16 protein-coding genes are annotated in these 12,790 nt (G+C 39.5%); 9 read left to right on the top strand and 7 right to left on the bottom strand.

Features of this window, described 5'->3' with window-relative positions; genetic code table 11:
* Nucleotides 1-158 precede the first annotated feature (158 nt).
* The 3 genes from ahpC (at nt 159) to B9T33_RS05745 (ending at nt 1,972) form a co-directional block, all read left to right on the top strand.
* Entirely contained in the window at nt 159-722 is a 564-nt protein-coding gene (ahpC, locus tag B9T33_RS05735) for an alkyl hydroperoxide reductase subunit C (protein WP_086177997.1), read from the top strand.
* A 283-nt stretch (nt 723-1,005) separates the two neighbouring features.
* Nucleotides 1,006-1,482 (top strand): hypothetical protein, encoded by a 477-nt coding sequence (locus tag B9T33_RS05740; RefSeq protein ID WP_143223997.1) that lies wholly within the window; start codon nt 1,006-1,008, stop codon nt 1,480-1,482.
* A gap of 283 nt (nt 1,483-1,765) precedes the next feature.
* Entirely contained in the window at nt 1,766-1,972 is a 207-nt protein-coding gene (locus tag B9T33_RS05745) for a KTSC domain-containing protein (RefSeq protein WP_078189026.1), read from the top strand.
* 140 nt (nt 1,973-2,112) lie between these two features.
* Here B9T33_RS05745 and B9T33_RS05750 read toward each other — a convergent pair whose 3' ends face one another.
* Entirely contained in the window at nt 2,113-2,706 is a 594-nt protein-coding gene (locus tag B9T33_RS05750) for an O-methyltransferase (protein WP_086177999.1), read from the bottom strand.
* Nucleotides 2,707-2,753: 47 nt separating this feature from the next.
* Complete coding sequence (locus tag B9T33_RS05755; protein ID WP_086178000.1) at nt 2,754-2,972, bottom strand: DUF1653 domain-containing protein; 219 nt, start codon at nt 2,970-2,972, stop codon at nt 2,754-2,756.
* Nucleotides 2,973-3,246: 274 nt separating this feature from the next.
* Here B9T33_RS05755 and ahpF point away from each other — a divergent pair, with 274 nt between their 5' ends.
* The 3 genes from ahpF (at nt 3,247) to B9T33_RS05770 (ending at nt 5,700) form a co-directional block, all read left to right on the top strand.
* Entirely contained in the window at nt 3,247-4,812 is a 1,566-nt protein-coding gene (ahpF, locus tag B9T33_RS05760) for an alkyl hydroperoxide reductase subunit F (protein ID WP_086178001.1), read from the top strand.
* 281 nt (nt 4,813-5,093) lie between these two features.
* Complete coding sequence (locus B9T33_RS05765) at nt 5,094-5,345, top strand: hypothetical protein (RefSeq protein ID WP_086178093.1); 252 nt, start codon at nt 5,094-5,096, stop codon at nt 5,343-5,345.
* A 154-nt stretch (nt 5,346-5,499) separates the two neighbouring features.
* Nucleotides 5,500-5,700, top strand: a complete 201-nt coding sequence (locus B9T33_RS05770; RefSeq protein WP_086178094.1) for a hypothetical protein — start codon at nt 5,500-5,502, stop codon at nt 5,698-5,700.
* Between the two features lie 82 nt (nt 5,701-5,782).
* On the opposite strand, the gene B9T33_RS05775 is transcribed toward B9T33_RS05770, so the two are convergent.
* Together B9T33_RS05775 and B9T33_RS05780 are read right to left on the bottom strand one after the other, a co-directional pair.
* The gene (locus B9T33_RS05775) at nt 5,783-6,421 is read right to left on the bottom strand and encodes a LysE family transporter (RefSeq protein ID WP_086178002.1); all 639 of its coding nucleotides are present in this window, start codon (nt 6,419-6,421) and stop codon (nt 5,783-5,785) included.
* Nucleotides 6,422-6,585: 164 nt separating this feature from the next.
* On the bottom strand, nt 6,586-7,161 hold the full coding sequence (locus B9T33_RS05780; RefSeq protein WP_086178003.1) for an FxsA family protein: 576 nt from the start codon (nt 7,159-7,161) through the stop codon (nt 6,586-6,588).
* 132 nt (nt 7,162-7,293) lie between these two features.
* On the opposite strand from B9T33_RS05780, the gene ruvC reads away from it, so the two are divergent.
* A complete protein-coding gene (gene ruvC / locus B9T33_RS05785) occupies nt 7,294-7,839 on the top strand; it encodes a crossover junction endodeoxyribonuclease RuvC (RefSeq protein ID WP_067763317.1) in 546 nt (181 codons plus the stop codon).
* Nucleotides 7,840-7,912: 73 nt separating this feature from the next.
* Here ruvC and B9T33_RS05790 read toward each other — a convergent pair whose 3' ends face one another.
* Entirely contained in the window at nt 7,913-8,188 is a 276-nt protein-coding gene (locus B9T33_RS05790) for an acylphosphatase (RefSeq protein WP_086178004.1), read from the bottom strand.
* Between the two features lies 1 nt (nt 8,189).
* Complete coding sequence (locus B9T33_RS05795) at nt 8,190-9,677, bottom strand: NAD(P)H-hydrate dehydratase (RefSeq protein ID WP_086178005.1); 1,488 nt, start codon at nt 9,675-9,677, stop codon at nt 8,190-8,192.
* A gap of 22 nt (nt 9,678-9,699) precedes the next feature.
* Between B9T33_RS05795 and queG the strand changes: the two genes are divergently transcribed.
* Nucleotides 9,700-10,794: a tRNA epoxyqueuosine(34) reductase QueG gene (gene queG, locus B9T33_RS05800; protein WP_086178006.1), complete on the top strand. Its 1,095-nt coding sequence runs from the start codon at nt 9,700-9,702 to the stop codon at nt 10,792-10,794.
* A 291-nt stretch (nt 10,795-11,085) separates the two neighbouring features.
* Nucleotides 11,086-12,075 carry a biotin synthase BioB gene (gene bioB / locus B9T33_RS05805; protein WP_086178007.1) on the top strand — a complete coding sequence of 330 codons (990 nt, stop codon included), beginning with the start codon at nt 11,086-11,088 and terminating at the stop codon, nt 12,073-12,075.
* Nucleotides 12,076-12,148: 73 nt separating this feature from the next.
* Here the strand turns inward: bioB and B9T33_RS05810 are convergent, their stop codons facing one another.
* Entirely contained in the window at nt 12,149-12,376 is a 228-nt protein-coding gene (locus B9T33_RS05810) for a hypothetical protein (protein ID WP_086178008.1), read from the bottom strand.
* Nucleotides 12,377-12,790: the final 414 nt, after the last annotated feature.

The raw sequence follows: 12,790 nt of genomic DNA on the forward strand, positions 1-12,790 counted from the left end.
ATTTGCTGAAATGTTAAAAATCATGACCTTGCTGAGATGACATTTTAGCTAAGTTCGGTTTTTCCGATATCTTTAATGTAAAAATACCATTTCAGCAATAAAAAGAATTCCTATACTCTATCGGAAATTAAATACAAACCTCAATCATGGAGACAATGATGAGCTTAATTAATACTGAAGTTAAACCATTTAAAACAACTGCATTCCAAAACGGTAAATTTATCGAAGTTACCGAAGCTGATCTTAAAGGCAAATGGTCTGTTGTTTTCTTCTATCCAGCTGACTTCACTTTCGTTTGCCCAACTGAACTTGGTGACCTTGCAGACAACTACGCTGAATTCCAAAAATTAGGCGTTGAAATCTACTCAGTTTCTACTGACACTCACTTCACTCACAAAGCTTGGCACGATTCTTCAGAAGAAATCAAAAAAATCCAATACGTAATGGTTGGTGATGCGAACTGGACTCTTGCTAAAAACTTCGACGTATTAATTGAAGCTGCTGGCCTTGCTGACCGTGGTACTTTCGTTATCGATCCAGAAGGTAAAATCCAAATCGTTGAAATCAATGCTGGTGGTATCGGCCGTGATGCTCAAGAACTTCTTCGTAAAGTTAAAGCAGCTCAATACGTACACGCTCACCCAGGCGAAGTTTGCCCAGCTAAATGGAAAGAAGGCGACGCAACTCTTGCTCCTTCAATCGACCTAGTTGGTAAAATCTAATCTGTATTAGATTGAACTGATTCAAAAAACCACGCTCTATGCGTGGTTTTTTTATGGTTAATTTTTATTTGAAATAATCAACCGAATTCACATTTTTTCTCAAATGATTTAAGTGGTTTAATCATTTTAAAAATAACCCGAAAACCATCTAATTCATAATTACATAAACATAATAAAAATGTAGAGCATCAGTCTATTCCCCTACTATTCATCACTTATAGAGTCCAGTATTTTTAACATGAAATTTTATTCTTATTGCTACGTTCGGGGGAGATACAAGCAAATGAAAAAAATGATGCTCCTTAGTTGTATATTTTTATGTTCATTCAACACTTTTGCCGCCATTGACTGTGACGGACAAATTAAAAATCAAAGTATCCGTGAAGACATTAAAGTCAAAAAAAACTGCCAACTTGAAGGCTTAATTATTCATGGCAATATCATTCTACAATCTGGTGCCACGATCGAACTCCGTGATAATCACATCAAAGGCAATATTGAATCCAATAAAAACTTTTCTAAAATTATTGCAGACCATAACAATATCAGTGGCGATGTTAATTTTAGTGAAGGACAAAATATTCAACTACAGAATAACCAAATTAGCGGCGATCTAAAATTAAAGAAAAATAGTGGACATATTTCGCTAAAAGATAATGAAATTGCTGGCAACTTAATCTGTAGTGAAAACTCGTTCAATATGAACGGAAATAATAATCAGGTCAAAGGCAATAAATCGGAACAATGCCGCACTTTCTAGAGCCTACATTGTAGACCGCTCTTTGTCGTCCATTTTTCAAGTCATTCGAGTCGCTATAAAAAAGACATTCCGTCAGATTTATAGTCACTCGCCCTTTAATATCATTTGCTGATCGCCAAAAATCACAATCAATACGTATTATATTTTTTCAGCAATATTTAGCTGATAAAACTTTATTTTTTAACAAATCTGCAATAGTCCAACATAATATTTTGTCTTAAGTTCAAATAAGAATGACCTTCAACTGCAACACAACAATAACGATGCAATAAGGGGGATTTTTATGACAACAACTGTTGTAACATCTTGGAAATACAGTTCTTCTTCACGTTACTTAAAAATTTTTTATGCAAATGGCTCTGGCGATTTATTTTATCCAGTTTCACCTTTTATTTACGATAATTTATTACGCTGTAGCGATAAAACAGCCTTTGTCCACAAATATTTAGAATATGATTTACATTTTTCCCGTGTCTCTTTGCAGGGTTAAAAGATTAAGATCGTGTCAGGAAGATACTTTGAATAACATGGATATTTCAAGGTAGAAAATTAAAATTTTTATAAAAATCAGGGTGTAAGACCCTGATTTTTTATTGCAAATTTAGACTTCGTTTTGAATTTAAACGCACCCTAATCACGCCAAGTGACCATCAGCAAACCCGCACCGACATTAATTGTCGTACTGACAAAACGTGGGTCTGCTTTAACCACACGAATAAATTCAACGACATCCTGTGCATGCGATAAGACATTATCCACAAATAACACCCCACCTTTTCTACTAAGCAATTGAGGTAAATGGGTCCAGTATTCGACATAAGCATCACGCTCCGCATCAAGCAAAATGAAATCATATTGTGTTGAACAATCTTGTAGAAATTGCAGTGCATCACCTTGGTTAAATTGAATGAACCCACTTAGTCCAAGCTTTGCCGCATGCTCTTTTGCTTGCTCAATACGCGATTGATCAATTTCAATGGTTTCAACAATGCCTTGTGTGGATTGTGCTGCATCCGCCAACCAAAGTGTCGAATAGCCTGTCGATGTACCAATTTCTAAAATCCGTTTCGCTTGCTTCATACGGATTTGCATAGCTAAGAGCAAAGCGGATTCTGGCTCAATATTACGGTAGCGAGAAAGTCGATCATTTTGCTGTGCATCATGCGCAGTGAAGTCAGCATATAGCTTTTGCATATAATTCAAAAAAGCAGCATCCAAGCTCATCTTTTAACCTCACTCTCAGCTTAAACTTAAAATATATTTGTCTATATTTAATGGGTTTCTTGAATCAATTTAAAACGTGGAAGAACCTCTCCATCGATTTTGACGGTTTCAGTAAACATTTCAAGTGGTCGTACCCACATCGAATAATCACCATATAAACATTGATATACCACTAATTTTTCTTCAGTTTCACTGTGGGTTGCCACATGAAATACTTGATATAACTTGCCTTTATAATGTTGATAAATACCTTGTTTTACTTGCATTTCCATTCTCAAAAATCAGATTCAATTTAGTAAAATAGACTCTAACACTACAATACATTCATATCGACAAAATCCGTTATCTTTCATTTAATTGACTTGTTTTACGTCTCTTAGCCCCCACCTATAGCTCAGATATTCTTCTGATTTAGAAAGATATTTTAATTATTGATTAGTAAAACCGATTGTTTTTATAAAAACAAACCGTTTCACCTATGTGATGGTTTGTCCTATCATTCTCTCATCGAATAAATTTACTCCTTTGGAGACGTTAGCAATGTTAGACCAAAATACTTCAGCTCAACTCAAAACACTTCTTGAACGCCTTGAAGGTCCGATTGAAATCGTGGCGACTTTGAACGGTACGGATAAATCAGACAAAATTAAAGAATTAGTGACTGAAGTTGCTGCACTTTCAAACTTAGTTACAGCGCGTTTTGACGGTACAAATAGCCGTGCGCCAAGCTTCGGAATTGCAAAAGCAGGTGAAGCACCTCGTGTATTCTTCGCAGGTCTGCCTATGGGCCACGAATTCACATCACTGATTTTGGCATTGTTACAAACGTCTGGTTATGCACCTAAAGTGTCTGATGAAGTATTGGCTTCGATTAAAGGCTTAGGCATTCAATCTAACTTTGATGTATTCGTATCGTTAAGCTGCCATAACTGTCCTGACGTGGTTCAAGCATTGAACCTGATTGCTATTAACAATCCAGGCACAACAGCAACCATGATTGATGGTGCATTCTTCCAAGACGAAGTTGAAGAACGCAAAATCATGGCTGTACCCATGGTGTTCCAAGATGGCGAACATATTGGTCAAGGTCGTATGACTTTGGAAGAAATCATTGCCAAATTGGATACTAACTCTGCGGCGAAAGATGCTGAAAAGTTAAATGCCAAAGATGCCTTTGATGTTCTTGTGATTGGTGGTGGCCCTGCAGGGAATACCTCTGCAATCTATGCAGCACGTAAAGGCATTAAAACGGGTATCGTGGCTGAACGCATGGGCGGTCAGGTCATGGATACGATGGACATTGAGAACTTTACCTCGATTCAAAAGACTCAAGGTCCTAAGTTTGCCGCTGAAATGGAAGCACATGTACGTGAGTACGGTGTGGACATTATGAACCTTCAACGTGTATCCAACATTAAAGGTGCGGACGAAACTGCCAACGGTTTAGTAGAAGTAACTTTAGAGAATGGTGCAAAACTTGAGTCTAAAACTGTCATTTTATCAACTGGTGCACGTTGGAGAGAGATGAATGTTCCGGGTGAGCAAGAATACCGTACACGTGGYGTAGCTTACTGCCCACACTGTGATGGTCCATTGTTCAAAGGCAAACGTGTTGCCGTCATTGGTGGTGGTAACTCTGGTGTTGAAGCAGCGATTGACCTTGCAGGTATTGTTGAGCATGTAACGCTTGTTGAGTTTGATACTAAACTTCGTGCTGACCAAGTGCTTCAAGATAAATTGAACAGCTTGCCGAACACCACTGTGATTTTGAATGCACTTTCTACAGAAGTGGTGGGTGATGGTTCACAAGTGACTGCATTGAACTACAAAGACCGTGCAACAGATGAAATCAAAACTGTTGAATTGGCGGGTATCTTTGTACAAATCGGTTTGTTACCAAACACTGATTTCTTAAAAGACACAGCCGTTGAACTTTCAAACCGTGGTGAGATTGTAATTAACGAACGTAACGAAACCAATGTGAAAGGTGTGTTTGCTGCGGGTGACTGTACAACAGTTCCTTATAAACAAATTATCATTGCTACAGGTGAAGGCGCGAAAGCATCGTTATCTGCATTCGATTACATCATTCGTTCTGGTCAATAAGCACTGATACAAATCTAAAGTTAAATTATAAAGCCAGTCTTAGGACTGGCTTTTTTGTAGCTACATTAATCTCTTTTATAACTTTACCCATATTTTAAAATAATGATTTAACAGCAAATAACAGAATATAAGGTCAATCTCTTACACAATGATGCGCAATCCATATCGTTTAAAACTTGTGCAATTTCATTAAAAAGCATTAAGATGAAATAAGTGATCAAGGATTGCTGATGAATAAAAACTACAAGAATGTTGGTCAGGCCCAAGACTGGAGAATGACGATGCTACACTATCAATATCACTGTGCTTGTTGCAACAAAGTCGTTAATTCAACCGATAAAGAGTGTCCTGAATGCGGCTCACATAATATTCGTAGTCCATTTGGTTTCTGGATATTTTGTATACTCACTTGCCTTGCTGTTGCCATTCTATTTAAAAGCGTACAAGTGTATTTACAGCAGCATGATACAGACACACCCGCTCAAATGAATATTTTTGAAATTTTACAACACGACGAAAAAACCAATAAATAACAGATTTTCCATCAACAGAACTTAAATTATATTTTTTCAAAGCCTGAGTTTACTTGGGCTTTTAGTTTTTCTACCCTATGGAATACTCAACACCTTAACCTGTGGGCTTTTTTTATTTAAAATAGCCGCTACAAGATTTATGTAAGTGAATGTCATGGTTCAATTGATAAAGAAAGGTGGTTTACGTGAACGTGCAAATCGCAGTCGTTCGTATAAAGGGTCGGAAAATACTGAATCGACCCTTAAACCTAATCGCTACCGTGAACATTTAGAACAGACTGAAACCGTAACAACTGATGAGCCACAAAAACAAGACTTATCGGATTCAAAAACAACAGAAATGACTCAAAAATAATTACGCTTATAATTTACTTCATCATGAAAAAGCCAAGCAGTTTTGCTTGGCTTTACAGCATTGAATTTTATGTCCTCTGCGCTTAAGCACGGAAAAGACTGATAGCATCAAACCACAACCAAATAGCAAAGATCAGGAACAATACACCTGAAATGATATCAATATAACTTCCTGAACGCTGATACAACACTTTAATTTTTGGCATTGAGACAATCATCATGAGCAGACTGAACACCAAAAAAGTTTGGATGGGAATAATAAATGCCAATTGAGTTTTTAAATCCGAACCCGCAGAAGAACTCAGCGCCAAGGAAAATACACTACTAAAATAGATGAGCGTTTTAGGATTGGATAGATTGGTGAATAAACCCTGTAAAAAATAATTCTGCGGCTTTCCCAACTCGTCTGAACTGTCCAATGGAACATCTTGCGTAAGCGACTTTAAGCCACCACTCAGCATACCCCAACCCATTTTTGCTAAAAATAATCCACCAATTAGCATGAGTACTTGTTGAATCCATGGAAACTGTTCAATTAAAACCGTGAAACCGAGTAAAGTCAGCACGACCCAAACCACAATACCCACTGAAATTCCGGCAATAATTTTTAAAGTATTGGCACGTGTTGTGGAGGCTGCACTTTTAGCAATCAGTAGAACATCTGGACCTGGGCTAAGCTGCGCCACAAAATGCAGCGCACAAATGGTAAATAACAGAGACATGAAGCAATATGTAGAGTGAAATAACCACGATATTATATCGACTGTTCAAACTAATAACTCGAAATGAGTGCACTTAATTTGAAAATCTAAGTGTTTAAATCTTATATTAAATAAAAGCCATAAAAAAAGCCGAATAGGTATTCGGCTTTCAATTACTGATTAGATTATTTTTGATTTACATCTTTCAGTTCAATTTGTTTCGCATCTGGTGTCACTTCACGTGCTTCGCCATCAATCACACTTGAATCACGGCTGCCACCCTGCTGATTTTGCATATCTTGCATTTGACGCATCATGTCCGCGAAAGGATTTTGTCCCTGAGCACCGCCCATGCCTCCCATATCGCCCATCATGCCACCCATCATTTTTTCCATCATAGCTTGCTGACGTTTCATCATGGTTTTCATCATGACTGCTTTAAGAGCATTTTGCACAGGTGGAATTAATATCAATAGTGCCAATACATCTGAGATTAGACCCGGCAACAGCAACAGAAAACCAGAAATAATTTTCGGTAAATTGCCAGTTAATGCAGGATCACTACTCATTTGCCCAGCTTGCATTTGCTGCATTTGTGGCATTAAACCAGTTGAATACTTGCGAATAATATTCAAACCAATGAAAAATGCGATCACGAACCAGAAAAAGACGTACCACATACTACCGACGAGGTCGCCCACACCGATCCAGACAAACACTTCGAGGATCAAGCCTGCGAAAATCAGAAGAAATAATTTCATGAAAATTAATCAAATCTCAGTAAATTAATTTAAGGTGTAACAATCAATTGCTTAATCACTATCAAGCTTTTTTGACACGCTTATGTAACAATATGGGCATTATTTTATTTTTAAAGGGCAAATAGGGCAAACATGTCATTAATTATCGGTATTGACCCAGGTTCTCGCTTAACTGGTTATGGCATCATCGAACAAGATGGTTCAAAACTACGTTTTGTCGATGCGGGCACCATTCGTACCGAAACGACTGAAATGCCCGAACGCTTAAAACGTATCTTTGCCGGCATCGACCGTATCGTAAAGTTCCATGGCCCAACCCAAGCTGCTGTAGAACAAGTGTTTATGGCGCAGAACCCTGATTCAGCGTTAAAACTGGGGCAAGCACGTGGTGCAGCAATCGCAGCTTTAACGAATTTAGATTTGCAAGTCGCAGAATATACCGCGCGCCAAATTAAACAGTCTGTGGTGGGTTATGGTGCTGCGGATAAAGAACAAGTCCAAATGATGGTGATGCGCTTACTCGACTTAAGCATCAAACCACAACAAGATGCTGCCGATGCCCTTGCTGCAGCCATTTGCCATGCCCATGCCTCTGGTAGTATGAGCAAAATGGCGGTTTTAAATGCACTTGGTGGTATGGCACGTGGGCGCAGTCGAGTAAGTAGCCGTCGTCGTTAATACAAATAATTCTGTGTTTGTATCCACCTGACAACGAGATGATTTTAAAATCACCTGCTCTTAACGATTAATCTTAACGCATCATTTTAAAATCATCATAATCTAAGTCATGCATCGGGATAATGTGCTGATCTATTTGAGTAACATTAGCACGTAAAGGCCCAATTTGACTGTGTTTCAGGATTTTATGAATGGCATCTTCGCTGCCTATCACCAGTGCTTCAACATCGCCTGTCGCTAAATTTTTCACATAGCCTTTGAGATCGAGAGCAATCGCTTGTTGCTCAAACCATCGACGATAGCCCACGCCCTGCACTTTGCCTTGTATCAATAGTTTTACTGCATGCATTTTAAACCTCAGCCATTGAATGGTTCACCACATGATAAACCGCTTGCGCCATATCTTGCGCTTGCAAGCCACGCATGCCTTGCTGCGCTAAATAGTCTCCAGCAATAGCATGTAGGGTCACGATTTCATGCAGATGAATGTCTTGATGAAATTGAGCTTTTAAACTTGCGACCATTCCTGCAAGTACATCGCCCATACCACCAGTGCCCATACCTGCATTTCCTGCGGTACAAATCCATAATTCATCTTCCAGAATCAAACTACCTGCACCTTTTAATACCCACTGTCCTTGGTATTTTTCTTGCAGTTGCTGAATCGCCTGAATACGATCTGCTTCTATTTGTGCAGTTGTTATTCCAAGTAATTTTGCCGCTTCACCAGGATGTGGCGTTGCATAGCTTTGTGTATTCAACTGAACGGGAAATTCTGCTAAATACCAAAGTGCATCCGCATCTAGAACTATTTCTAAATCTGAATTTTGAATCAGTGGAAACCACGCCTGAAATTGTTGTTCTGCCCAAGCATCACGTCCCAAGCCCATACCAAAACTAATGGCATCGACATGATCAATCAGTTGCTGAATGTCCGATTGATTGAGTTCGTTAATATCTCGTAGCATGATATTTGGCGCACGAGACAATATGGCGGTGTGATGACGTGCATCACATACAACAGTCACTTTACCAGCACCTGCATGAAAGGCCGCTTCGGCAGCCATTATCACTGCTCCGCCCATGTCGGCATGACCACCGACAATCAACACATGACCATAACTGCCTTTGTGTCCAAAAGCCTGACGCTGTGGTAGATGAATAGTATGCGAAGAGAGTTGTGCCAGTGGACGAAGCTCGGCATCAGTCGGAATACAATCAATGACACCAACCAGACCTGCAAATTCTTTACCTTGACCAGTAAACAGCCCTGCCTTTAAGCCCAAAGCGGTATAGGTATAATCCGCTTGAAATGCAATGGGTAAAGGTTGCCCAGTATTCGCCTGTAAACCGCTTGGGATATCAATGGCAATTTTCAAACCTGTAGATAGATTGAGCCGTTGGACGATCTGTTGCCAATCTTCAGCTAACTCACGGTTTAAGCCAATGCCAAACAAGGCATCAATGTAGACATCGTAAGAATGTTGAAAATTAAAATGTTCATAGATATTTAAGTCAGCAGCTTCAGCTTCTTTATGCGCCAAATGCAAATCCTTTGACTCACCCAATTCAGCCGCATAAATATCTACTTGAAATCCAGCTTGCTTTAAATATTTCGCTGTTAGATAACCATCGCCAGCATTATTCCCCTGACCGCAGCATACCGCGACACGTTGAATTTGTTGTTTTAAAAATAGCGGGATTAGCTGCTGCGCAATCGACCAAGCCACCTGCTGCATCAACCCATAACTGCTATTGTGCAAGGCAAACCAACGCTGCTCCCACGCTTGAATACTTTGGCTATGATAAACAGGGCTATGGTAAACTTGCGGACGCATTGTATTTCCTTGTTATTCGATTATGGCCGCTTCTACTCCTGCTCAAAAAATTCCTGTTGATCAATTAGATCCAGAATCCTTAAAAGCATGGATTAAAACGCAGGCACTTAATTTAGGTTTTTCTGATTGTGTCATCGCCAAGCCAGATGCTCAAGAGGAACTCCCGCGTTTTAAGGAATATTTAAAACGCGGCTATCACGGCGACATGAAATTTTTAGAAGAAAATCTCGAAAAACGCGCCAATCCTGCCCTTTTGGTTCCAGGCACTCGCAGTATTATTTGTGTACGTATGGATTATTTGGTGGAAACTCCGAAGCCTCGCTATGTCCCGCATGAACCGAATGCCGCCATTATTGCGCGTTATGCACGCGGGCGTGATTATCACAAAACTATGCGTGGACGCTTAAAAACCTTATCTCAAATTATTCGTGAAAAAGTTGGCGATTTTGAATCACGTCCCTTTGCCGACTCGGCACCCGTATTTGAAAAATCTTTAGCTGAAAATGCGGGTATGGGATGGACAGGTAAACACACCCTGCTCATTCATAAAAAATCTGGTTCCTTCTTTGTCTTGGGCGAATTGTTCACTTCACTGGATTTACCTTTTGATGGGCCAGCCGAAAAACACTGCGGATCCTGTTCAGCCTGTATCGACATTTGTCCAACGCAAGCCATTGTCGAACCTTATATGTTGGATGCACGCAAATGCATTGCCTACTTAACCATCGAATATAAAGGCATCATTCCAGAAGAGTTGCGTAGAGGGATTGGCAACCGTGTGTTTGGCTGCGATGACTGTCAGTTGATTTGCCCTTGGAACAGCTTTGCCAAGAAAACCACCATTGAAGACTTTCACCCGCGTCATGGTTTAGATCAGGTGTCTTTATTGGATTTATGGCAATGGGATGAGGCAACATTTTTAAGCTGTACTGAAGGCAGTCCAATGCGCCGCACGGGTTATCAAAGTTTTATGCGCAATATCGCGATTGGACTAGGTAATGCTGATTATTCACCAGAAATCATTTCCGCATTAAAGCAAAACCGTGAATTGCATGATGAGATTGTGCAAGTCCATATTGACTGGGCAATCGCAGAACAACGCGCTAAAGCAGATTAAGATATATCCATATTGATTCAACAAGTTCGCTTTCAAGTTCAAGGCTAAGTTTGCAAAATTTAAAACTTGAACTGACCCATTCCATGCAATATTTAATTTTCATTAAAAAACTTTGCGACTAATTCACAGCAATAATGATTAAGTTTGCAACTAAATATACAATCTTATATTTCAATCCATTTAAATGTTTTATCGTTAGATACTATCAAACTTGACGTATATTGCCTTTAGCCTTGGCATGCTTTCTGTATGATCTATACAACGATAAAACAATGATGATGGACAGCTAGCATGAATTTACGTAATGACTGGACGCGTGAAGAAATTCAAACTTTATATGAGCAACCTTTTTTAGATTTGGTTTTTGAGGCACAGCGGGTACATCGTGAGCATTTCCCTGCAAATACCATTCAGGTCAGCACATTACTTTCCATTAAAACGGGTAAATGCCCTGAAGACTGCAAATATTGTTCTCAGTCAGCACATTATGATTCAAATTTAGAAGCTGAAAAACGCATTGCGGTGGATAAAGTTATTTCTGAGGCCAAAGAAGCTCTTGCCTCTGGTTCTTCACGCTTTTGTATGGGGGCTGCTTGGCGCAATCCACATGAACGTGACATGCCTTATGTCTTGGAAATGGTGCGAGAGGTCAAAGCACTTGGTCTAGAAACCTGTATGACACTAGGTATGCTGAACGAATCGCAAGCGGTACGACTTAAAAATGCTGGACTCGATTACTACAATCACAATCTAGATACCTCTCGCGAGTATTATTCGCACATTATTAGCACACGTACCTTTGATGACCGCTTAAATACCTTGGAATATGTACGCGGCGCTGGCATGAAAGTTTGTAGTGGCGGCATTGTGGGTCTCGGTGAAAATCGTAATGACCGTATTGGATTGCTACAAGAACTCTCTACCTTGCCGATTCATCCTGAATCAGTACCCATCAATATGCTGGTACCCATTGATGGCACACCACTGGCAGACGTTGAAAAACTCGATGTAACCGAATGGATTCGTACCATTGCTGTGGCACGTATTATTATGCCAAAAAGCTATATTCGCCTATCTGCAGGTCGTGAATCCCTTTCGGATTCAGATCAGGCATTAGCATTTATGGCGGGTGCAAATTCACTCTTCTCGGGTGAAAAGCTACTGACCACGCCAAATGCGGGTGAAGGTAAAGACCGTCAACTGTTTGACAAACTTGGATTGGTCGCTGAAAAAGCCAAACTCAATGCGGCTCAGCTTTCTGTCGATGCGATGACAGTTTAAAGATAATAGATATTTAAATGCCCCTAGATTGGGGCATTTATTATATCGTGGCAGTTCATACCTCGTTGCATTTTCAAGGCTTAGCAAAATTGTGTGCCGTAATCAAAATGCCATAACCTGCATTCAGATAGTCGCCTTCTCGGATCACGTCTTGCCCGTTTGCATGTTCCACGACTAACTGCTGCTGTATGGCATCGTAGTGAAAAGATTCAAAACAATCCTGATGTTGCAATAGCCACGTAATGGTATCCGCTATATTGGCATCGACCGTATAACGCTCTGCTTGAAAGTCTTTGGTCATCTCTTATCTAAAATTATAAAATCAACACTCAGTGTACTGAATTCATATATTTCAGACATTAAAAAAGTGAGCATTAGCCCACTTTTTTTACAGCAAGATTAATCATTACTTAGTCACACCACACTTTCTGCATTCCTTGTGTGAACCGATCTCTTCCATTTGCTCGTATTCATAAATATGGACGCAAAATAGTTTTCTGAATAAATGAAGCATGTTCTTAAAACTCCCGTTTAATTTAATGTTGTGCTTCTTAATATTTCTTCCTGAAATATTTTGGCTTGTGAAAACCATAAATAATTAATAATCATATTTTGCCAATGAGTCAAATTTTTTAGTTTAATTTTCCTTAATTTCAGATAATCGGTTAAGACTTAGACAAAACTAACATTCCACTGAGTTCTAAGAGGTTTTATT

It is taken from the genome of Acinetobacter sp. ANC 5054 (assembly GCF_002135295.1).
Taxonomy (GTDB): Bacteria; Pseudomonadota; Gammaproteobacteria; order Pseudomonadales; family Moraxellaceae; genus Acinetobacter.